15 protein-coding genes are annotated in these 21353 nt (G+C 62.5%); 5 read left to right on the top strand and 10 right to left on the bottom strand.

Annotated elements, in window-relative coordinates; all coding sequences use genetic code 11:
* Nucleotides 1-247: 247 nt before the first annotated feature.
* The 3 genes from LQ231_RS08595 to LQ231_RS08585 all read left to right on the top strand — a co-directional run bounded on the left by LQ231_RS08595 (nucleotide 248) and on the right by LQ231_RS08585 (nucleotide 6942).
* Nucleotides 248-1357, top strand: coding sequence for a methyl-accepting chemotaxis protein (locus LQ231_RS08595; protein WP_230171033.1), 1110 nt, complete (start codon nucleotides 248-250; stop codon nucleotides 1355-1357).
* A gap of 237 nt (nucleotides 1358-1594) precedes the next feature.
* Nucleotides 1595-4243 (top strand): aminopeptidase N, encoded by a 2649-nt coding sequence (gene pepN, locus LQ231_RS08590; protein WP_230171032.1) that lies wholly within the window; start codon nucleotides 1595-1597, stop codon nucleotides 4241-4243.
* A 347-nt stretch (nucleotides 4244-4590) separates the two neighbouring features.
* Nucleotides 4591-6942 (top strand): ATP-binding protein, encoded by a 2352-nt coding sequence (locus tag LQ231_RS08585; protein ID WP_230171031.1) that lies wholly within the window; start codon nucleotides 4591-4593, stop codon nucleotides 6940-6942.
* A 48-nt stretch (nucleotides 6943-6990) separates the two neighbouring features.
* On the opposite strand, the gene LQ231_RS08580 is transcribed toward LQ231_RS08585, so the two are convergent.
* The 4 genes from LQ231_RS08580 to LQ231_RS08565 form a co-directional block, all read right to left on the bottom strand.
* On the bottom strand, nucleotides 6991-9963 hold the full coding sequence (locus LQ231_RS08580; RefSeq protein WP_230171030.1) for a bifunctional [glutamine synthetase] adenylyltransferase/[glutamine synthetase]-adenylyl-L-tyrosine phosphorylase: 2973 nt from the start codon (nucleotides 9961-9963) through the stop codon (nucleotides 6991-6993).
* Between the two features lie 61 nt (nucleotides 9964-10024).
* Nucleotides 10025-11524: an ATP-binding protein gene (locus tag LQ231_RS08575; RefSeq protein ID WP_113140784.1), complete on the bottom strand. Its 1500-nt coding sequence runs from the start codon at nucleotides 11522-11524 to the stop codon at nucleotides 10025-10027.
* Between the two features lies 1 nt (nucleotide 11525).
* Nucleotides 11526-12203 carry a response regulator transcription factor gene (locus LQ231_RS08570; RefSeq protein ID WP_192814344.1) on the bottom strand — a complete coding sequence of 226 codons (678 nt, stop codon included), beginning with the start codon at nucleotides 12201-12203 and terminating at the stop codon, nucleotides 11526-11528.
* A gap of 288 nt (nucleotides 12204-12491) precedes the next feature.
* Nucleotides 12492-14054 (bottom strand): Do family serine endopeptidase, encoded by a 1563-nt coding sequence (locus LQ231_RS08565; protein ID WP_230171029.1) that lies wholly within the window; start codon nucleotides 14052-14054, stop codon nucleotides 12492-12494.
* 219 nt (nucleotides 14055-14273) lie between these two features.
* On the opposite strand from LQ231_RS08565, the gene LQ231_RS08560 reads away from it, so the two are divergent.
* Both LQ231_RS08560 and LQ231_RS08555 read left to right on the top strand, forming a co-directional pair.
* Nucleotides 14274-14534, top strand: coding sequence for a ribbon-helix-helix domain-containing protein (locus LQ231_RS08560; RefSeq protein ID WP_230171028.1), 261 nt, complete (start codon nucleotides 14274-14276; stop codon nucleotides 14532-14534).
* 2 nt (nucleotides 14535-14536) lie between these two features.
* A complete protein-coding gene (locus LQ231_RS08555; RefSeq protein WP_290371374.1) occupies nucleotides 14537-14848 on the top strand; it encodes a type II toxin-antitoxin system RelE/ParE family toxin in 312 nt (103 codons plus the stop codon).
* On the opposite strand, the gene LQ231_RS08550 is transcribed toward LQ231_RS08555, so the two are convergent.
* The 6 genes from LQ231_RS08550 to LQ231_RS08525 form a co-directional block, all read right to left on the bottom strand.
* The gene (locus LQ231_RS08550) at nucleotides 14849-15289 is read right to left on the bottom strand and encodes a cytochrome c-type biogenesis protein (protein ID WP_230173296.1); all 441 of its coding nucleotides are present in this window, start codon (nucleotides 15287-15289) and stop codon (nucleotides 14849-14851) included. It lies immediately after the preceding gene.
* Nucleotides 15290-15564: 275 nt separating this feature from the next.
* Entirely contained in the window at nucleotides 15565-17565 is a 2001-nt protein-coding gene (locus LQ231_RS08545) for a heme lyase CcmF/NrfE family subunit (protein ID WP_230171026.1), read from the bottom strand.
* Nucleotides 17562-18011: a cytochrome c maturation protein CcmE gene (gene ccmE, locus LQ231_RS08540; RefSeq protein WP_230171025.1), complete on the bottom strand. Its 450-nt coding sequence runs from the start codon at nucleotides 18009-18011 to the stop codon at nucleotides 17562-17564. Before ccmE ends, LQ231_RS08545 begins: the two co-directional genes overlap by 4 nt.
* On the bottom strand, nucleotides 18008-19192 hold the full coding sequence (gene ccmI / locus LQ231_RS08535) for a c-type cytochrome biogenesis protein CcmI (protein ID WP_230171024.1): 1185 nt from the start codon (nucleotides 19190-19192) through the stop codon (nucleotides 18008-18010). The genes ccmE and ccmI overlap by 4 nt, the downstream gene beginning before the upstream one ends.
* 202 nt (nucleotides 19193-19394) lie before the next feature.
* Entirely contained in the window at nucleotides 19395-20522 is a 1128-nt protein-coding gene (locus LQ231_RS08530; protein WP_230171023.1) for a hypothetical protein, read from the bottom strand.
* Between the two features lie 323 nt (nucleotides 20523-20845).
* Complete coding sequence (locus LQ231_RS08525; protein ID WP_113143898.1) at nucleotides 20846-21253, bottom strand: hypothetical protein; 408 nt, start codon at nucleotides 21251-21253, stop codon at nucleotides 20846-20848.
* Between the last annotated feature and the right edge of the window lie 100 nt (nucleotides 21254-21353).

The following is a 21353-nucleotide window of genomic DNA, read 5'->3' as shown; positions in this document are numbered from 1 at the left end:
GTGACGGGAACTGTCCCTGGATGAATCGCTGCGTTCAACCTTGCACTTCATTTGTCGACAGACAAGCCGCAAATTAACCAGATTAAACCCAAAAATGGCTTGAAACCCGGGTTTCCTCGCCCGATTTCCTTAACCGATATTTTAATCCGAATTAATTATCTTTCCTTGCAGGGCGAGTTTTGCCCGCCAAGCGCGATTTGCGCGCGACTGAACATTTAATCGGTTTCTTTTCACACCGGATGTTGCCATGACCCAGACAGTTGCCAAGTCAGCCTCCTTCGCTGCCGAACTTGCCACCCCCCGGTCGATGCGGCTGATCACCGACAGTATCGGTTCGGATCTGGAACAGTTCAGCGCCGATAACACCCATGTGGTCCGGCAGATCCGGCTGCTGGCGATCAATGCACTCATCGAGGCGGCGCGGGCCGGAGAAAGCGGCAAGGGCTTTGCCGTCGTTGCCAATGAAGTCCAGCGCCTGGCCCAGGGCGCCGCCGATATCGCCGATCGTTTCCAGGAAAACGTGCTGACCCGTATCGGTCTCGGCCGGTCCATGGCCGACGCGCTGGTTGCGGAAATGGAGGGCGTGCGGCTCATCGACCTTGCCCAGACGCTGGTGCAATTCATCGTCCGCAACCTGTTCGAGCGCACCGCAGATGTGCGCTGGTGGGCAACCGATTCGGCGCTCTGGGGCGCACTCTCGGACCCCTCTTCCGCAGCTTTCTCCCATGCCGCCGGGAGGCTCGGCGTGATCAACCGCTTTTATACCGTCTATCTCGACCTGGTGATGACCGATACCACGGGGCGTGTCGTCGCCTCGGCCAATCCGAAATACCAGCGCAAGACAAAGGACAGCCATCTGGGCTCGGACGCTTGGTTCAAGGCGGCGCGCGAATGCAGGAGCGGTGACGATTATGTCGTCGACGAAGTCCGGCGCAGCCCGCTGCATGATGATCGCGACGTGCTGGTCTATGCGACAGGGATTCGCGAAGGCGGCCGCAGCGACGGCGCCTTGCTCGGCACGCTCGGCGTCTATTTCGACTGGCAGGGCCAGGGCACGGCCATCGTCGAAAAGGAGGCAAACCTGCCGCCGCAGGTGGCGGAAAAGACCGAGGTCCTGCTGCTCGACGGCAATAACATGGTCATTGCCTCGAGCCGGCCGCAGCGTGCCTATACCCATTTCGCCCTGCACAATCCGCAGCGCGCCATGCGTGGCAGTTACTATGACAACAACGGCGCGATCGTCGCGTTTGCCCGGACGCTCGGCTATGAGGATTACGACGGGCTCGGCTGGTATGGCGTGATTATCCAGCAATGCGACAGCGATGATGCGATCCGCAGTCAATTGTCGCTGAAGTAGAGCGGGAATACGCAGCGCTGTGAAGATGAACAGGCGACACATCGATCGCTATTCTATTCGGCCGTGCTGTTTTGCCACGTTCAAGCCTGACCTTTATCGGTCATTCGCACGATAAATTGTATCGTGTTTTAACAATCGTTCAGAAATTGATGCAATCATCGCCCTCGATTTGGCCTGGAGAGGTGCGGGAAAACCTTGCCTCGTTCCGGCCTAGCCTCGAAGCGACCAGGACAAAACATGCGCACAGACACGGGCCGGATCGTTCATCTGGCAGACTACCGCCCCACTGATTTCGTTCTGGAACGGGTTGATCTGACCTTCGAGCTGGACCCTACGGATACCAAGGTGGAAGCCCGGTTGATCTTCCACCGGCGCGAAGGCGTCGATGCCTCGGCACCGCTGGTGCTTGACGGCGACGATCTGACCATGACCAGCCTGCTGTTCGACCAGGTCGAGATGGACAAGGATCGCTACACGGCAACGCCGGAAAGCCTGACCATCCGCGGCCTGCCGGCCGAAACGCCCTTCGAGATCACCATCACCACGATGATCAACCCTGAGGCCAATACCCAGTTGATGGGCCTCTATCGGTCGAACGGCATCTATTGCACGCAGTGCGAAGCCGAAGGCTTCCGCCGCATCACCTATTTCCCCGATCGCCCGGACGTTCTGGCCGTCTACACGGTCAATATCATCGCCGACAAGGCCGCCAACCCGCAGCTGCTCTCGAACGGCAATTTCCTCGGCGGCGCTGGCTTCGGCCCGGACAAACATTTCGCCGCCTGGTTCGATCCGCATCCGAAGCCGAGCTATCTGTTTGCGCTGGTCGCCGGTGATCTCGGCGTGGTTGAAGACACGTTCACGACGATGTCGGACCGCGAAGTCACGCTGAAGATCTATGTCGAACACGGCAAGGAAGCGCGTGCCGCCTATGCCATGGACGCACTGAAGCGCTCGATGAAATGGGACGAAGAGGTTTTCGGCCGCGAATACGACCTCGACATCTTCATGATCGTGGCCGTCTCCGACTTCAACATGGGCGCCATGGAGAACAAGGGCCTCAACATCTTCAACGACAAATATGTACTGGCCGACCCGGAAACGGCGACCGACCAGGACTATGCCAATATCGAGGCGATCATCGCCCACGAATATTTCCACAACTGGACCGGCAACCGGATCACCTGCCGCGACTGGTTCCAGCTGTGCCTGAAGGAAGGCCTGACGGTCTACCGCGACCACGAATTTTCCGCCGACCAGCGCTCGCGCTCGGTCAAGCGCATTGCGGAAGTGCGTCACCTGCGCTCGGAGCAGTTCCCGGAAGATGCAGGTCCGCTCGCCCATCCAGTCCGCCCGACGACCTTCCGCGAGATCAACAACTTCTACACCACGACCGTCTATGAAAAGGGTTCGGAAGTGACCCGGATGATCGCGACCATTCTCGGCCGCGACGATTTCAAGAAGGGCATGGATCTCTATTTCGAGCGCCATGACGGCGATGCCGCAACGGTCGAGGATTTCGTCAAGTGCTTCGAGGAAGCCAGCGGCCGCGATCTCACCCAGTTCTCGCTGTGGTATCATCAGGCCGGCACGCCGCAGATCACCGTGTCCTCGACCTTCGATGCGGCCGCCAAGACCTTGTCGCTGTCGCTTGAGCAGATGGTCGCGGCAACGCCTGGCCAGACGGCCAAGGAGCCGATGCACATTCCGCTGCGTTTCTCGCTTCTGACCGAGAATGGCGCTGAGGCAACGGCAACCGCGATTGCCGGCGGCGAAGTGTCGGGCGACGTTTTGCATCTGACCGAACGCAGCCAGACCTTCACCTTCTCCGGCATCGGCGCGCGCCCGGTCGTGTCGCTCAACCGCGGCTTTTCCGCCCCGGTCACGCTGCATTTCGACCAGAGCAAGGATGATCTGTCCCATGTCGCCCGCCATGACAGCGACCTCTTCGCCCGCTGGCAGGCCATTACCGACCTCGCCTTGCCGATCCTGACGGCTGCCGCCAATGCGGCACGCAGCGGTGGCGAGGTCCTCGCCGATGCAGCCCTGACCGACGCGCTTCTGGCCATCGCTGCCGACGAAAGCCTGGAGCCGGCCTTCCGCGCCCAGGCGCTCGCTTTGCCAAGCGAAGCAGACATCGCCCGTGAACTCGGCAGCAACAACGATCCGGACGCGATCCATGCCGGTCGCCAGGCCGTAATGGCAGCGATTGCCCAATCGGGCGTCGAGATCTTCCGCACGCTGTACGCCACGCATTCGGCCACAGGCGCGTTTACACCGGATGCCGCAGGTGCCGGTCGCCGGGCATTGAAGAACGCCGCCCTGTCTTTCCTGACGCAGGCAGAAAACAGCCCTGCTCTCGCCGCCGAAGCCTTCGCCAAGGCCGATAACATGACCGACCTTTCGCAGGCTTTGACCGTGCTGGCCCATCGCTTCCCCGATGCCGCCGAGAGCAAGACTGCCTTGGCGAGCTTCGAACAGCGTTTCGCCAGCAATGCGCTGGTGCTGGACAAGTGGTTCGCGATCCAGGCCACCATCCCGGGGTCCGCGGCCCTCGGGCGGGTGCAGGACCTGATGAAGAACCCGCACTTCATCGCCAGCAATCCGAACCGCGTCCGCTCGCTGATCGGCACCTTTGCCTTTTCCAACCCGACCGGTTTCAACCGCGCCGACGGCAAGGCCTACCAGTTCTTCGCCGAGCAGATCCTCGACATCGACCCGCGCAACCCGCAACTGGCCGCCCGTCTGCTGACAGCCTTGCGCTCCTGGCGCCTGCTGGAGCCGGTCCGGGCAGAGCATGCCCGTTCTGCCCTGACGGCCATCGAGGCCGCCGGCAACCTTTCGACCGATGTCAGCGATATCGTTGAGCGTATTTTGAAGGGCTGATCGCCCGACAAAACGTTTAAGACAATCAATGTGGCGCGGGCTGGTCCCGCGCCACATTCGTTTGAGGCTCAGAAGCATCGTGCCGAAGCACTGCAGCATGGGTGCAATCACTGCCCCGCGACTTTCGTTTTGCGCATGCGGGGAGGCACCGCATGAGCCTGCAGACGCGTGGAAATTCGATCCAGCCCGATGATCCGCAGGCACCGGCGCAGAAAAAGCGGATTCGGAAGAACGGCTTAAGATTTTCTTTACCCTTGCGGGATGGACAAGCCGAATCGGGCATGATTCCTTGGGGTTGGTTCGGGCGAGCGGCGCAGCGAATCACACGAGGGATAGAGGCAGGGGCGATGTTGAACGCGCGGCGGGTTTCCGCAGCCGATGATCGGTTGCGCATCAAATTTTCGGGTGTTTCGGCAATATTTGAGGCGTTCGGCCGAAAGCTGTTTCGCTCTTCACCATCCCTGCGGGAGGACGGCACCGGGCCTGAGCGTCCCGTCGAGACCCTTCTGCGCCGGTCCATTCCCATCCTGATCATCGCCTTCCTGACCGTCGTCGCCCTGGCACGCTTTGTCGGCATCCTGTCCGAACATGGCCGGATGGAAGCGTCGATCCGGCAATCCACCTCGCTGATTTCGGCTACGGCGCAGGCCGCACTCGCGACCCGACCGGAACTGTTCGTCGAGCGTAATCGTGAAGGTGCTGAGCAGGCGCTGTTTTCCTATCTGTCGCAGGAGCATCTGTCCGACGGCGCTTTCGTGCTGCTGGTCGATCCGGCCGGCCGGGTATTCGGCGCATCGCCGAGCGCGTCCGGTCAGGTTGGCTTCATGCTCGCCAGCCTGCTTCCGGAAGTGACCACCATTCGTCGCTTCGGCGATCGCTCCGGCGCAATCGAGACCAATATCAATGGCGAGCCCCATTACGCGGTCGTCACCCCCGTCGGCACCGATGGCGCGCTGATCCTGACAGGCCATTCGCTGCAATCGGTCGACGAGTTCTGGCGCCGCGAACTGTCGCTCAATGTCACGCTGTTTGCCGGCATCTCGCTGACGCTGCTGGTCGTGCTCTATGCCTATTTCCATCAGGTCCGGCGCGCCCGCGAGGCCGACGACATCTTCCTCGAATCCAATATGCGGGTCGAGGCCGCCCTGTCGCGCGGCCGTTGCGGATTGTGGGATTTCGACCTGTCGAGCCGCAAATTGATCTGGTCACGCTCGATGTATGAAATGCTCGGCCTTGCGCCGTCGAACCAGCCGCTGGCCTTTGCCGATGCGGCCCGCCTGATGCATCCGGCCGACGGCAATCTCTATGCGCTGGCGCGCTCGGTCGGCCGCGGTAGCTCGCGCCAGATCGATCAGGTCTTCCGCATGCGTCATGCCCAGGGGCATTATGTCTGGCTGCGCGCCCGCGCCCAGATCATCTGCTCCAATACCGGCTGCCTGCATGTCATCGGCATCGCCATGGACGTCACCGAGCAGCATCGCCTCGCCCAACGCTATGCCGAGGCCGACCAGCGCCTTGCCGACGCGATCGAATGCACGTCGGAAGCCTTCGTGCTGTGGGACAAGAACGATCGCCTGGTGATGTGTAATGCACATTTCCAGAAGGTCTATGGCCTGCCCGACAGCGTGCTCGTACCCGGCACGGAACGCGCAAGCGTTCTCGGTTCGGCCTCACGGCCGATCATCCAGCGCCGCATCGCCGATCCGGATCTCGGCACCACCTCGCGCACCACCGAAGTGCAGCTCGCCGACGAGCGCTGGCTGCAGATCAACGAACGCCGCACCCGTGACGGCGGCCTGGTCTCCGTCGGCACCGACATCACCCTGCTCAAGCGCCACCAGGAGCGGCTGCGCGATCAGGAGCGTCGCCTGATGGCGACCATCGGCGACCTGTCGTCGTCGCAAAAAATCCTCGAGCGGCAGAAGACCGAACTCTCGGATGCCAACGAGAAATATCTCGCCGAAAAGCAGCGCGCGGAAGCGGCCAACAAGGCCAAGTCGGAATTCCTCGCCAATATGAGCCACGAACTGCGCACGCCGCTCAATGCCATTCTCGGCTTCTCGGAAATCCTGCTCGCCGGCATGTTCGGCCCGGTCGGCTCGCCGAAATACGAGGAATATGCCAAGGACATCCACGAGAGCGGCAAACATCTGTTGAACGTCATCAATGACATTCTCGACATGTCGAAGATCGAGGCCGGTCAGATGAAGATCCGTTGCGAGACGATTGATCTCGGACCGCTGATCGAAGAGAGCATGCGCCTGACCGCCATCCCGGCTCTGGAAAAGAACATCACCGTGTCGCAGCGCGTCGACAATGGCCTGTCAGTCGTTGCGGACCGTCGCGCGATGAAGCAGATCCTGCTCAACATCCTTTCGAATGCGGTGAAGTTCACCAATGACGGCGGCAAGATTTCGTTGCGTGCCCACAAGGTCGAAGGTGCGGTGATTGTATCGATCGTCGACACCGGCATCGGCATCCCGAAAAACGCCCTGAACAAGATCGGCAATCCGTTCGAGCAGGTACAGAGTCAATACGCCAAGTCGAAGGGCGGCTCCGGCCTTGGCCTTGCCATCTCCCGCTCGCTGGTGTCCCTGCATGGCGGATCGCTACGGATCCGTTCCCGCGAAGGTCAGGGCACTGTGGTGTCGCTGCGGATCCCGGACATGATCGTCATGCCGATGCGCCGCCGGGCCTGACGGCCCGCTGGCTGGAGGGCGGAACCGGCGTATCCAAGCGCCGCGCCCTCACCCGCGCTGCACCACCCTGCCGAACACCTTGCGCACTGCCTTGGATAGCCGCTTGATCTCGGCCTCCAGCAGTTTCAGATCAGGGCTTTCTCCGGCCCGGCAGACGAGGTCCGTCAATCCCGCCGGCACATTCGCCGGCTCGAACGGACCTTCGATGCACAGACGGATAACCTGCGACACATCCGTGTAGAGCTTCAACGCCTGCTGGCAGGTGTCGAGATCGTTCGGATCCATCAGCGAGGCCAGCGCCTTCAAGGCCTCCGCTGTCGAAAGCCCGTTGGTGCGCACCGGCGTGCCGCGGACTGCCGCAACCAGCGCCAGATGCTGGGCAATGAATTCGATGTCGATCAGGCCACCGGCAATCAGCTTCAGGTCCCAGATATCGCGCGGCGGCTTCTCCTTGTCGATCAGCGCCCGCATCTCGGCGACATCCTTGGCGGTTTTCGCCTCGTCGCGATTGACCGCCATGATCTCGGCGACGATCGCCTCGGCTTCGGCAATCAGCGAGGCATCGCCGCACAGAAGCCGCATGCGCGACAGCGCCATATGCTCCCAGGTCCAGGCTTCCTCGCGTTGATATTTGGCAAAGGCCCGGAGCCGGGTTGCCACCGGTCCTTTGTTGCCGGACGGCCTGAGCCGCATGTCGACTTCGTAAAGCACGCCTTCGGCCGTCGGCGCAGACAGGGCGGCGATCATCCGCTGGGTCAGGCGGGTGTAATAGCGCACGGGATCGAGCGGCTTGGGTCCATCGGATTCATGCGCGTCGTCGTCATGCTCATAGAGCAGGATCAGATCGACATCGGAGCCTGCCGTCAGCTCGTAGGAACCGAGCTTGCCCATGCCGGCCAGCGTCACGCGCCCGCCGGGCAGGCGGCCATGGGCCAGTTCCATTTCGGCGATCACCGCCCTGAGCGCTTCATCGATCACCAGCCCGGCAAGGTCGGTAAAGGCGCGGCCGGCCTGGCTGCCGGCGATAGAGCCCGTGAGCAGGCGAATGCCGATCAGGAAACGCTGTTCGGCGGCGAAGATGCGCAGCCGGTCGAGGATTTCCTCATAATGCCGGCAGCCGCCGAGAAAGGCCGACAGGCGTCTTGCCAGATAGTCGCGGGTGGGAATCTCGACCATCAGGCCCGGATCGAGCATGCCGTCGAAGACATGCGGCCGGGCCGCGATGATCTCGGCAAGCCTCGGTGCCGAGGACATGATGTTGACCAGCAGGTCGAGCAGGGCCGGATTGTTGCCGAGCAGGGAAAACAGCTGGATGCCGGCCGGCAGTCCGGACAGGAAACTGTCGAAGCGTAACAGTGCCTCGTCGGCGCGCCGGCTTTCGCCAAAGGCCTTCAGCAGATCCGGCGTCAGCTCGGTCAGCCGTTCGCGCGCCTCGACAGACTGGGTGGCGCGGTATCGGCCATAGTGCCAGGTGCGGATGACGCGGGAAATGTCCTCCGGCCGCTCGAAGCCGAGGACCTTCAGCGTCTTCAGCGTATCGGGATCGTCCTTCTGGCCGGTGAAGACGAGATTGCCGGTCGCGCTCGACAGTCCCTCCTCTTTCTCGAACAGACCCGCATAACGCCGCTCGACGGTCTTCAGAACGCTTTCAAGCTTGGTGGAGAAGGCCGTCGTATCGATGAAACCCAGCATGAAGGCAATGCGCTTGAGCTCGACTTCCGTGTCCGGCAGCACATGGGTCTGCTCGTCATGCACCATCTGGATGCGGTGCTCGACATCGCGCAAGAACCAATAACAATTGGTCAGTTCCTCGGCCGTCACCGGATCGATCCAGCGGGCACCGGCCAGCGCGTTCAGCGCCGCCTCGGTCGGGCGCAACCTGAGATCCGGCATGCGGCCGCCGGCGATCAGTTGCTGGGTCTGGGCAAAGAACTCGATTTCGCGAATGCCGCCACGACCGAGCTTGACATTGTGGCCCTTCACCGCGATCGCGCCATGGCCCTTGTGCACATGGATCTGCCGCTTGATCGAGTGGATGTCGGCGATCGCCGCATAGTCGAGATATTTGCGGAAGACGAAGGGCGTCAGTTCGCGCAGGAAGCCCTCGCCGGCCTTCAGGTCGCCGGCCACCGGCCGCGCCTTGATATAGGCGGCGCGTTCCCAATTCTGGCCGCGGCCCTCGTAATAGATCAGCGCCGCCTCGACGGGCACGGCCAGTGGCGTCGAGCCCGGATCGGGCCGGAGCCTGAGATCGGTACGGAAGACATAGCCGTCCGCCGTGCGCTCCTGCAGGATGCGCACCAGCCGGCGCATCATCCGGCCATAGGTTTCGGTCGCATCATCGGGACTTTTCAGGATGCCCGCGTCCGGATCGAAGAAGACGACGAGATCGATATCGGAGGAATAATTTAGTTCCAGGGCGCCGAGCTTGCCCATGCCGAGCACGATCAAACCGCTGTCTGCAGCCGGCTCCGCCGTATCCTTGAGCATCAGCTTGCCGGCCTGATGGCCCGCCAATAGAAGATGATCGATGGCGGCGGCCACCGTCGCATCGGCCACGGCACTCAGCCAGGCCGTCGTATCGCGTGCGTCGAAGATGCGGGCAAGATCGGCCAGCGCGGTCAAGAAGGAGACCCGCCGCTTGGCACTGCGCAGCCGCGTCATCACCTCGGCTTCCGATGGAACGGCGCCGTCTGGACCGGGGGCCCAGGCAGCCCTAGCCTCGGCGACCGCGGTCTCGAGCAGGGGTTCGAGCGGTTGGCTGATCGCGGCGGCCAAAAGCGCCGGTTTCAGGTTGGCAATGTCGCGCAGGTATGGCGAAAGCGTCAATGCATTGGCGAGAAAGGTCTTCAGCGCGGTCTCGCCGGCGATCAGCTCGGCAATCACCGGCTCCTGCTTGGCGAGATCCTTCAGCGTCGCGGCTGCGGCCTTCAATTCGGTCTGATTGAACGGCCGGATCACCCCGTCCGCCACATCGGCCAGCCGTCTTGCCGCCTGTTCCGCTTCCGATTGCTGCAACATCGCATGAGCCTCCCTTCTCTTGCGCCGGAGATCTCTGTCGAATCTCTCGGGCGCAGACAGGTTATGGCTTCATGCCGGGAAAGACCATGGTTGCCGTCAGTCCGGGTGCCGCGTCATGCCCGCTCTGTGTGTCGGACAAGACAAGCCGGCCGCCATGCAGAGCCATGATCGCCTCGACCAGAGACAGGCCCAGGCCAGTTCCGGGCTTGGAGCGGCTCTTGTCGAGCCGGACGAAGCGCTTGACCACTTCGGCCCGCTTGTCCTCGGGCACGCCCGGCCCCTGGTCGGAGACGGAAATCTCGACGCCGGACGCGCCTCTCGCAACCCTCACCGTGATTTTGGAAAGAGGCTCGTCAGATTGCGTCGCTTCCGTTTTGCTCGCCTCGGACTCGGTCGTCCCTGAGCTGGAGGCCCCAGAGTTGGAGGCCTCTGACTTGATCGCCCCGTACTTGATGGCATTGTCGATCAGGTTGGAGATCGCCTGGCCGATGAGCTCGCGGTTGCCCCGCACCGAAAGCCCCGGCGCGATGTCGCAGACCATCTGCTGGCCCGCCTCCTCGACCACCGGCTCGTAGAGTTCTGCGCTGTCGGCTGCAATCGCCGACAGGTCGACATCGGTGAGTTCGGCCGCAATCGAACCCGCCTCGACGCGGGAAATCATCAGCAGCGCATTGAAGGTGCGGATCAACTGGTCGGATTCGACGATGATCGCTTCCAGCGCGGCATGCTTGGCGCTTTCGTCCACCGCCGACAGCGCGTCCGACGCCTTGTTGCGCAACCGCGTCAGGGGCGTCTTCAGGTCATGGGCAATGTTGTCGGAAACCTGCCGCAAGCCCTCGTTCAACTGCTCGATACGGCCCAGCATGCCGTTCAGCGACGACGACAGCCTATCGAATTCATCGCCGGAGCCTGAAACCGGCAGGCGCTGCGACAGGTCGCCCGCGGTGATCTTCTGGCTTGCGGCCGAAACGCGGTCGATGCGTTTCAGCGCATTGCGGCCGATGGCAAACCAGATCACCACGGCACCGATGCCCATGATCAGCAGCGCCACCATCAGGGCCTGGCGCACCAATAGCCGAAGTTTGCTCGGTTCGCCGAGATCCCGCCCGACCAGCACGCGAAAGCCATTGTCGAGGAAAAACACATGCGCCGTGGCCAGATGGCGCTTCACGCCGCCACTGTCGTCGTAGCGCTCATAGCGGAAGGGAAATCCCGTCCAGCCTTCGTCGTCGAACACGCCCGGCTGGACGGAGGCGACATTGCCGGCAACGATCTCGCCATTCGGCCCGGCGATCACATAGAGATTGGCCCCCGGCTGGCGGGACCGTCGCTCCATGGTGCGCAACAACTGGGTGACCCCGCCGCGTTCATAGGCCCTCTCGATGTCCTGCACCTCTTCCTTCAGACTTTCGCGTGTCTGGTTGTTGAGGATACGTTCGGAGAGGCCCGTCACGTAGAAGACGAGGAAAGCGGCACAGAGGGCAAAGAGCAGGATGTAGAGTGCCGACAGCCTGACGGCGGTCGACTTGAACAGCACGCCCATACGGCTTTTCAGCGGCATGTCAGCCTTCGTCCTTGATCATGTAGCCGGCACCGCGCACCGTCTTCAGCAGCGGCCGGTCGAAATCCTTCTCGATCTTCGAACGCAGGCGCGAAACATGCACATCGATGACATTGGTCTGCGGATCGAAATGGTAGTCCCAGACATTTTCGAGCAGCATGGTGCGGGTCACCACCTGGCCGGCATTTTTCATCAGATATTCGAGCAGGCGGAATTCGCGCGGCTGCAGCAGCACGTCCTTGCCGGCGCGCTTCACTTCATGGGAGAGCCGGTCCAGTTCCAGATCGCCGACTCGGTAGACCATGTCCTGTTCCGGCTTGCCCTTGCGGCGGCCAAGAACCTCGACACGGGCCAGCAGTTCGGAAAAGGCATAGGGCTTGGGCAGGTAATCGTCGCCGCCGGCGCGAAGGCCGGTGACGCGATCATCGACCTGGCCAAGCGCCGACAAGATCAGCACCGGCGTATCGACGCCGCGCTTGCGCAGTTCGGTGATGACGGACAGGCCATCGCGGCGCGGCAGCATGCGGTCGACCACCATCACGTCATACGTGTTCTCCGATCCCATGAACAGACCGCTTTCGCCGTCGCTCGCATGATCGGCGACGATGCCGGCCTCGCGGAAAGCCTTCGTCATATAGGCCGCAGCCTCGAGATCGTCTTCAATCACCAGTATTTTCATGTGGGCGACATTAGCGCCGGCTGTCGCATCCGTCCAACCGGTTTCACCACTTTGCACGGCTGTCGTTTCGTCGGTGCTCATGCTGTGTATCCCTGTCCTTCGTCCCGGCTGTCTCGCCGGGTCAGTGGCCATGTATCTGGCCCAATCGTGGGTCCAGTCCTTGGCCCAATCACTGGCCCCGTCCTTGGCTAAGCCAGGCGCGTGACCAAGGTCCCGGTCATGCCGGAATAGAAAAGGGCGCCGCCCGGTTGCGATACCGTCGGCGCCCTCGACACATTGGCCGCGTGATCAGCCCTGGTTGATCGGCAGCGCGACGAAGCGGCTACCGCTTTCCGACTGAACCTGGAACAGGGCGCGGGTGCGTCCGTCCTTCTTCGCCTGGTCGACGACCTTCTGCACGTCGGCAACCGAGGAGACTTCCTGATTGTTGACCGAGGTGATCGTTTCGCCGGCCTTCATGCCCTTGTCGGCAGCGTCGCTGTCCGGATCGACATCGACGATGGCGAGGCCCTTGCCGTCTTCCGACGGGCGAACGGAAAGGCCGAGATTGGCCAGTTCCTGCTCGACGGCCGGCGCCGGTGCGGCGTCCTCTTCGGTGCCTTCGGTAGCCGAGGCCTGTTCGGTCGGCAGTTCGCCGAGCTTGACCTTGACTTCGGTTGCCTTGCCTTCGCGCCACAGAGCGACATCGACGGTAGTGTCCGGGGCAAAGGCTGCGATGCGACGGGCGAGATCGCGCGGATCCTTGACCGGCTCGCCGTTGACGGCGGTCACCACGTCACCCTGCTTGATACCGGCCTTTTCACCCGGCGAACCCGCCTGCGGCGACACGACCAGCGCACCCGATGCTTCCGACAGGCCGAGCGAGTCGGCGATATCGTCGGTCACCGGCTGGATCTGCACGCCGAGCCAACCGCGTTCGACGGTGCCGCCATCCTTCAGCTTTTCGATGACATCCTTGGCAACGGAAGCCGGGATGGCAAAGGCGATGCCAACATTGCCGCCGGACGGCGAGAAAATCGCGGTGTTGATGCCGACGACTTCACCGCTCAGGTTGAAGTCAGGGCCACCGGAATTGCCGCGGTTCACCGCAGCGTCGATCTGCAGGTAGTCGTCATAGGGGCCGGAGCCGATGTCGCGGCCACGGGCCGAGATGATACCGGCGGTGACCGTGCCGCCAAGGCCGAACGGATTGCCGACAGCCACGACCCAGTCACCGACGCGGGACTTCTCGTCATCGGCGAACTTCACATAGGTGAACTTCTGCTTCGGGTTCTCGATCTTGAGCAAAGCGAGATCGGTGCGGCTGTCCTTGCCGACCAGCTTGGCATCGAGTTCCTTGCCGTCGTTCATCACGATGGTGAAGGCAGCGCCCTCGTCGACGACGTGGTTGTTGGTGACGATATAGCCGTCTTCGGAGATGAAGAAGCCGGAGCCCTGGGAGGTCGGACGCAGGCGGCCTTCATGACGGCCGTGGCCCTTGGGACCGCGCGGCGGACGGGCTTCCTCATTCGGGCCACCCGGGCCGCCGAATTCCTTGAAGAAGCGCTTCAGCGGGTGATCGTCGGGCAGGTCGTTGAAATCACGACCACCGAAGTTGAAGGAGAAATTGCTTTCGTCGTTGGACGTGTTCTGGATGTTCGACTGGACACGAACCGACACGACGGCCGGCTGCACCGCAGCCACGACATCACTGAAGCTCGGAACCTGCGGCGCGGTCACGGTGACTGGCTCGGCATAGGCATTGAGCACAACAAGCGGAACTGCACCGACCATCATCGCGACGGCCAGGCCGGCAACGGTCGAATTCTTCAGGATCTTCTTGAAGTTTGAACGATCTTTAGTCTCGGTCATGGATCTTACCTTCATCATTTCTTCCGACTGGAGCCGCCGGCTATCGGCGGTTTTGAAGCGGTGGATGAAGAGAGATATAGGGGCTGCCACCTTACTGCGAACTGTACGGCAGATGAATTCTTCGTAATCTTTCAGCGAACGCTGTCGCCGCCAGATTGCAGCATTTGACCGGACCGTGGGCCGAGGCTATTATCCGTATTACAAACGGAGCGAAAAGCGATGCCGAAACAGGACCTCTCCGATCCGATTACGCTAAGACTGCCGCTCGATCTTCTGGCTGAAATCGAATCCGTTGCCGGCATCTGCGAGCGAAGCCGCAGCTGGATCATGGTCCGCGCATTGAAGGCCTATATGGCGCAGGAAGGCCGCGAGATCCTGGAGATGGCGGAGGCCCGACGGGCCGTCGACGAAGGCCACGGATCCAGCGCAGATGACGTGCTAGCGGAAGTGGCCGCCATAATAAAAGGTGCCGCTGCTTGAAGGTGATCTTCTCGCCCAGCGCTAGAGATTACGTGCGGCGGGAAGCTTCCTACTTGATGGCTCGGAACCGGTCAGCGGCCGATCGCTTCAACCATGACCTGAACCAGTTTGTGAAAACCCTCACCCATTTCCCGTCAATGGGGCAGGATGCGACGGATCTGCCCTTTCGCGGAGCGAGGCGGTTCATTCTGGGCCACTATCTCATTCACTACGAAATCGGTGCGGCGGCAATCGTCATTCTGACGATACGCCATGGTCGCGAAAGACCGTCGGATCTGCCGTTGGACGAAGACGACGACTTCGAAGCCCCCTGATCACTCCCCGTCCATCAACCTGCCAAGCCGCGCCTCTTCCTCGGCCGACAACTTCTCCGCCGGATCACGATCATTGGCCCGGCGGCGGGCGTAAAAGACGGCAACGATCAAGGCGACGAGTGCGAGCGCGGCCGGTGCACCCCACAGGATCAGCGTCTTGGCACTCAGCCGCGGCTTCAACAGCACGAATTCACCGTAACGCGACACGACATAGTCGAGAACCTGCTCATCGCTGTCGCCATCGACGAGCCGTTCGCGCACGACAAGCCGGAGATCGCGGGCCAGCTCGGCGTTGGAATCATCGATCGACTGGTTCTGGCAGACCATGCAGCGCAATTCCGCCGACAGTGTGCGCGCCCGCTGTTCCAGCACCGGATCGGCGAGCACCTCGTCGGGATTGACGGCGAAGGCCGGGATGGGAGCAAGGAGCAGCATCAGCATTGCGCCGAGGCGCGCCACTGTAGCGATCCGTTTGCTCGCCGCTCGCGCCGTCTCGATACCCCCCTCTGTCCTGCCGGACATCTCCCCCACACGGGGGGAGATCGGCTGGAGCGCTGTTCGACGTCCCTCGAAAATGCCTGCACAGAACGCGCCCATGCGTTGCGTTGAGGTCAGAGAGGATTGGCAAACTGTCCGCGCATCGATCTCCCCCCTTGAGGGGGAGATGTCCGGCAGGACAGAGGGGGGTGCTAGTTTGGCACACATGTCCTGCCGCTTCATTCCGCCGCCTCCGCCACCTGTCCGGGCGCCGGCTCCGCCACCTTGGCGCGCCGCTTCGGCACGCCGACGCGCAGGCGCCGGTCCGACAGCGACACGACACCGCCGGCCATCATCACCACGGTGCCGAGCCAGATGCACAGGATCCACGGCTTCCACCAGATGCGCACGACCAGGCCGCCATCGGCCATCGGATCGCCGAGCGATACGTAAAGCTGGCTGAGGCCGAAGGTGACGATGCCGGCTTCGGTGGTCGGCATGCGCCGCGCGGTATAAAGCCGCTTGGATGACCAGACATCGGCAACCGCGACGCCCCCCTTGCGGATGGTGAAATGGCCGCGGTCCTCGGTATAGTTCGGCCCCTGGCCAGCCCGCATGCCGTCGAAGGTCAGCACGAAGCCGCCGGCCTCGGCGGTCATGCCCGGCTTCATCTCGACCACGGTTTCCGTCTCGAAGGTCGTGACCGCAACGATGCCAAGCACGGTGATGCCCATCCCCATATGGGCAAGCGCGGTGCCGAAGGCCGAGCGCGGCAGGCCCTTCAACCGGTTCCAGGCGACGGATGCCGTCTGCTTGCCGAAACCGGCGCGATACCAGAGATCGGCGAAAGCGCCGAAGATCATGAAGAAGGCCATGGCGAGACCGACAACAGCCAGAACCGGGCCGCCGTTTTCGGCATAAAACAGAACGAGCCCCGCCACCAGCGCCAGTCCGGCTGCAAAATAAAGCCGCTGCAGGGCCGCCAGCAGGTCGCCGCGCTTCCAGGCGAGCATCGGCCCGAAGGGCACAGCCAGCAGCAGTGGCGACATCAGGAAGCCGAAGGTCAGATTGAAGAAGGGCGGACCGACCGAGATCTTCTCGTTGGTCAGCGTTTCCAGCAACAGCGGGTAAAGCGTGCCGATCAAAACGGTCGCGGCCGAGACAGTCAGGATCAGGTTGTTGAGGACCAGTGCACCTTCGCGCGAAATCGGCTGGAACAGACCACCGGCCTTCAGCATCGGCGCGCGCAGGGCAAAGAGCGAGAGCGCGCCGCCGATGAAGATGATCAGGATGCATAGGATGAAGATGCCGCGGGTCGGATCGGTGGCAAAGGCATGCACCGAAGTCAAAACGCCGGAGCGCACCAGGAAGGTGCCGAGCAGCGACAGCGAGAAGGCGATGATCGCAAGCAATACCGTCCAGATCTTCAGCGCTTCGCGCTTTTCCATCACCAGCGCCGAATGCAGCAATGCTGTGCCGGCAAGCCAGGGCATGAAGGAGGCGTTTTCGACCGGATCCCAGAACCACCAGCCGCCCCAGCCGAGTTCGTAATAGGCCCAGTAGGAGCCCATCGAGATGCCGGCGGTCAGGAAGGTCCAGGCGGTCAGCGTCCAGGGCCTGACCCAGCGCGCCCAGGCCGCATCGATGCGGCCGTCGATCAAGGCTGCCACGGCAAAGGAGAAACAGACGGAGAAGCCGACATAGCCGAGATAGAGCAGCGGCGGATGGATGGCGAGGCCGATATCCTGCAGCACCGGGTTGAGGTCCTGGCCTTCGGCCGGCACCGGCGACAGGCGGATGAACGGGTTCGACGTCAGCAGGATGAACAGGGTGAAGGCCGTGGTGATCCAGGCCTGCACCGCCAGCACATTGGCCTTGAGGCGATCCGGCAGGTTGGTGCCGAAAAAGGCGACCATGGCCGAAAACAGCGTCAGGATCAGCACCCAGAGCATCATCGAGCCCTCGTGATTGCCCCAGACGCCGGAGATCTTGTAGATCATCGGCTTCATCGAATGGGAGTTTTCGTAGACGTTCTGCACCGAGAAGTCGGAGACGACATAACCCCAGGTCAGCACGCCGAAGGAGAAGGCGACCAGGCAAAACAGCACATAGGTGCCAGTGGTCGCGACCGCCATCATCGCCGCGTCGCCGCGCCGTGCGCCGATTACCGGCAGCACGGAAATGACCAGACAGGTGGCCAGCGCCAGAACCAGTGCATAGTGGCCAAGCTCGATGATCATTGGGTCTTTTCCCCGCCCTGCCAGACGCCATCCTGCTTCAGACGGTCGGCGACTTCCTTCGGCATGTAGTTCTCGTCATGCTTGGCCAGCACGGTATCGGCGACAAAGACCTGGCTTCCGGCGGTGAACATGCCTTCGGTCACCACGCCCTGCCCCTCGCGGAACAGGTCGGGCAGGATACCGGTATAGGTGACCGGCACGGTGCCATTGCCGTCGGTCACGGAAAACTTCACCGTCGAGCCCTCGCTGCGCACCACCGAGCCTTCGGCGACAAGCCCGCCGAGACGGATGCGGGTATCGGGGCCGACGCCCTTCTCGGCGATATCGGACGGCATGTAGAAATAGGCGATCGACTGGCCGAAGGCGAACATCACCAGCAGCACCGCCGTCAGGATGAAACCCATGCCGCCGGCGATCACGGCGAGACGCTTCTGCTTGCGGGTCATTGCACGATCTCCTCGACAGAAAGGCCGAGATCGCGGGCAGCCGCGATCAGTTGCTGGCCTTCAGCGCCCGAAGCCGGGAAGGTTTTCAGGCCCTCCTTCAGTGCTTCGACGGCGCGGTCCGGTTGCTTGAGCATGGCATGGGAGCGGACCAGCCGCATCCAGCCGTCGAAATTGTTCGGATCCTCTTTCAGCTTGGCGTCGAGACTGTCGACCATGCCGCGGATCATCTGGGACCGGTCGCCTTCGGACATGGCTTGAGCCGCCGCCACGTCCTCTGCCGTCGGTGCACCGAGCGGCTTGGCGCTACCCGCTTCCGCCACGGGCGCATCGGCAAGCGCCATGCCGGCGCTGTTGGCTTCGATATGCCGGTTGATCAACTCCATCCACGGCGCCGTCGGCGGCGATGCCTTGGCGATGTTCTGGAAAGCCACCAGAGCGTCGGCTTTGCTGCCGGCCTGCTCCAATGCCAGCGCGAGATAGTAGTCAGCGCGCGGATTGTCCGGCTGGAGCTTGACCGAAGCCTCGAAGGCCTGGCGTGCATCCTCGGTGACGATGCCGTCATTCACAGCCACCAGCGTTTCGGCCAATCCGTTCATGCGGTCGGCGCCCGGACCCAGCAAACGAATGGCGTTGCGATAGGCAAGCTCGGCATCGGCGAGGCGACCGACACGCACATAGACCGGTGCCAGTACATCCCAGCCCGCGCCGTCTTCGGGACTGGTCGCCAGATGGCGCTCGACCTTGGCGATCAGCAGCGTGACATCGTCGCCGGGGTTCTCGATGCGGGCCGCCAGCGGCGCTGACGGCGTATCCGGACTGCCGGTCAGCAGATAGACATAGAGCCCGACGGCGGGAAGACAGAGGAGGACGAAGGCCTGCGACAGCGTATAGGCAGTGCGCCTGGCCGGCGCAGCATTTGCCGCCGATGCGGCTGGCAGCGGCGTCTCATCCCCTGAGACCGCCAGCAGCCGGCGGCCGATCTCGGCGCGGGCATAGGCGGCATCCTCGGGCGAGATCAGCCCGCCGGCCTTGTCGCGCTCCAGTTCGCGCAGCTGGTCGCGGTAGACTGCGGCCTCGCCTTCGTCGTCGTGATGGGTACGACCCGCGGCACGCATCAACGGCCACAGGAGCGGGACGGCAACGGCAACCGTCATAAGGGCGGATAAGATCCAGAACAGCATAAGGCCCAATTACTTCAAGGCAGGTCGCATTCCAACAGACAAACGTCCAATGACACAAAGTTGAGGCGTTTGGCCGCAAGATCATCCAATAGAGGAGCGAATGCGGGCCGGCTTTGACCTATAGCAATGGAAATCGGCTCGACCTGCCATTGCGCATGCTTGCGCCTCAGGCAACTGAGCCCGGTCCCGGCATGCGGTCCGCTCACTTGCTGGGCGGGGCGCCGATCTCGCCGGACTGCGGGCCATGCGGATATTCCGGGCTGTGGGAATGCGTGGCCTTGTCCACAACAGCCGGCCCGACATAGCCGTCCGGACCGTAAAAGGCGAAATGAAGGCCCCAATAGGCCGACCCGTAGAGCACGAATGCCGCCGCCACTCCGAGCGGGATATGGCGGATCTTGCGCTTGAACTCGGGCAGGAAATGCGTCTCGCGGCTCTGGTCGGCGGCAACAGCGAGCAGGATCGCCATGATCAGCCCGTGGCCGATCAAATCGACACGGCCGAACGGCCAGACGGCGGCGGTGAAGATGACCAGGAGCGCTATCGCCGACAGCCGGCGGATCAGCGGCGTCCAGACCAATCCGAGCCCCAGCGTGAACTCGGTGACACCCGCCATCGGGATGAAGACGTCGCGCGGCAGGCCGAAAGTCAGGAACGGCTTTTCGACGACAAGCGGATAGAACCAGCTTGGAAAGGCGAATTTCTCGAGGCTCGACCACATCAGCGCAATCGCCAGCCCCCAACGCAGCGCTTCGATCCGGTGAACGCGCCAGTTCTCGCGTCGCGATGGTTCGAGGATCAGATACGCGGCAACGCCGAGGCCCAGCGCCAGATAGTCGAACAGGTGGAAAAGATCGTAATCCCGCAGCGCCAGCAGCCACAGGGCGATGATACCGAGGCCGGCAATCGGCATGGTCCTGCGGGAAAAGATCATCGCGGCAATCGCCAGCTGGATCCATGAGACCCATTCCGCCGGGGTCTTCAGATCCGGCGTCAGGTAAACGCCGCCAACTGCGAAGATCGCAACGAAGAACGCGCCGATGATCGCGCGCATGTAGTCGTCGAGCCGTCGCCAGAGCGGCTCGGTCACCCGGTCGAGAATATCCAGGGCGATATCGCCATACCGGCTCCGTTCGATCGCGCGGGTTATGCCGAAAAATACCAGCACCAGCGCGATCCCGATCCAGAACCATGAATTGCCAAGGGTCGACGCAACCGGCTCGGGCGGCGCGCCGACGATGTAGGGCGCAAACCATTTGACATGCGCCTGCGCCGACTGCGTCATGGCAAGAAGCGCAAGACCTGCTCCCGCCAGCAGCAAAGGCCCCAACTGCCGTGACCCCGGCTGCCCCGACCCCAACGGCCGTGACCAAAGGCGCGATTTCCGCACGACAAAGCGCATGTCATCTCCGGGGCGTTCAAACGCAGGATGGCGGTCTTAATCAGGATCGGATGTGGCGATCGAATATCGGTTCTTAAAGTATCAAAAAAATCCGATACAACCTGCGCCAAGTCAAGCCCTGCCGCTCGAAACACGGAAACCGACCATAAATCGGCATGGCGTCAGGTTGGACAGGTAAGCGCCATCAGATCGCATCGCGACCGAGACAGCATAATGCCGTCGACGGACTGCGCTCACAGCATGCGGAACACTCAGCTCAGCGGCGTCCAGGTGCCGTTCGGGTTGCGGCATGCCGCACCTCTGGCTTGGATCTCTCGGCCGCCATCGTTCAGCTTGTGGGTGAATTGCCGGCAGTTCTGCTTGCCGACCTGATAGGGGGCCGCAGCGACCACTTCGCCGCTGACGCTGCTACCCGCCCAGGTCACCGGCTGGCCACCGGCTGCCGCTTCGAGCGCCCGATATTCGGCTTCCAGCGCCCGCTGCGTCTCACTTTTCGACAGCTTGACGCCGGTGCGGGAGACAATTCCGCCCTGAAGGGCGGTAATATAGACGGCGGAATCCGTTTTTACGGCTTCCTTTCCACCCGTCGTGGTGCAAGCCGAAAGCGCCAGTATCGCCACGACGGCGACTGCTGCGGACCCATATCGCGAAACACCCATCACACCAGTCCAAGTCTCATCGAAACGTTCAAGCATTCCCACGGTATCCGCTTTGCTGTGTCAAACACATGGCATATTTACGGGCCTTCGCCATAGTTTC

The organism is Rhizobium sp. CECT 9324, from assembly GCF_918741265.1.
GTDB lineage: Bacteria > Pseudomonadota > Alphaproteobacteria > Rhizobiales > Rhizobiaceae > Allorhizobium.
This window is presented reverse-complemented; position numbering and strand designations above follow the sequence as displayed.

Bases quoted from the DNA above. Each gene is read 5' to 3' on its own strand.
- LQ231_RS08525 (WP_113143898.1), bottom strand. From the start codon at position 21,253: ATGGGTGTTTCGCGATATGGGTCCGCAGCAGTCGCCGTCGTGGCGATA.
- LQ231_RS08560 (WP_230171028.1), top strand. From the start codon at position 14,274: ATGCCGAAACAGGACCTCTCCGATCCGATTACGCTAAGACTGCCGCTC.
- LQ231_RS08550 (WP_230173296.1), bottom strand. From the start codon at position 15,289: ATGCTGATGCTGCTCCTTGCTCCCATCCCGGCCTTCGCCGTCAATCCC.
- ccmE (WP_230171025.1), bottom strand. From the start codon at position 18,011: ATGACCCGCAAGCAGAAGCGTCTCGCCGTGATCGCCGGCGGCATGGGT.
- pepN (WP_230171032.1), top strand. From the start codon at position 1,595: ATGCGCACAGACACGGGCCGGATCGTTCATCTGGCAGACTACCGCCCC.
- LQ231_RS08565 (WP_230171029.1), bottom strand. From the start codon at position 14,054: ATGACCGAGACTAAAGATCGTTCAAACTTCAAGAAGATCCTGAAGAAT.
- LQ231_RS08585 (WP_230171031.1), top strand. From the start codon at position 4,591: ATGTTGAACGCGCGGCGGGTTTCCGCAGCCGATGATCGGTTGCGCATC.
- LQ231_RS08595 (WP_230171033.1), top strand. From the start codon at position 248: ATGACCCAGACAGTTGCCAAGTCAGCCTCCTTCGCTGCCGAACTTGCC.
- ccmI (WP_230171024.1), bottom strand. From the start codon at position 19,192: ATGCTGTTCTGGATCTTATCCGCCCTTATGACGGTTGCCGTTGCCGTC.
- LQ231_RS08580 (WP_230171030.1), bottom strand. From the start codon at position 9,963: ATGTTGCAGCAATCGGAAGCGGAACAGGCGGCAAGACGGCTGGCCGAT.
- LQ231_RS08545 (WP_230171026.1), bottom strand. From the start codon at position 17,565: ATGATCATCGAGCTTGGCCACTATGCACTGGTTCTGGCGCTGGCCACC.
- LQ231_RS08570 (WP_192814344.1), bottom strand. From the start codon at position 12,203: ATGAAAATACTGGTGATTGAAGACGATCTCGAGGCTGCGGCCTATATG.
- LQ231_RS08575 (WP_113140784.1), bottom strand. From the start codon at position 11,524: ATGCCGCTGAAAAGCCGTATGGGCGTGCTGTTCAAGTCGACCGCCGTC.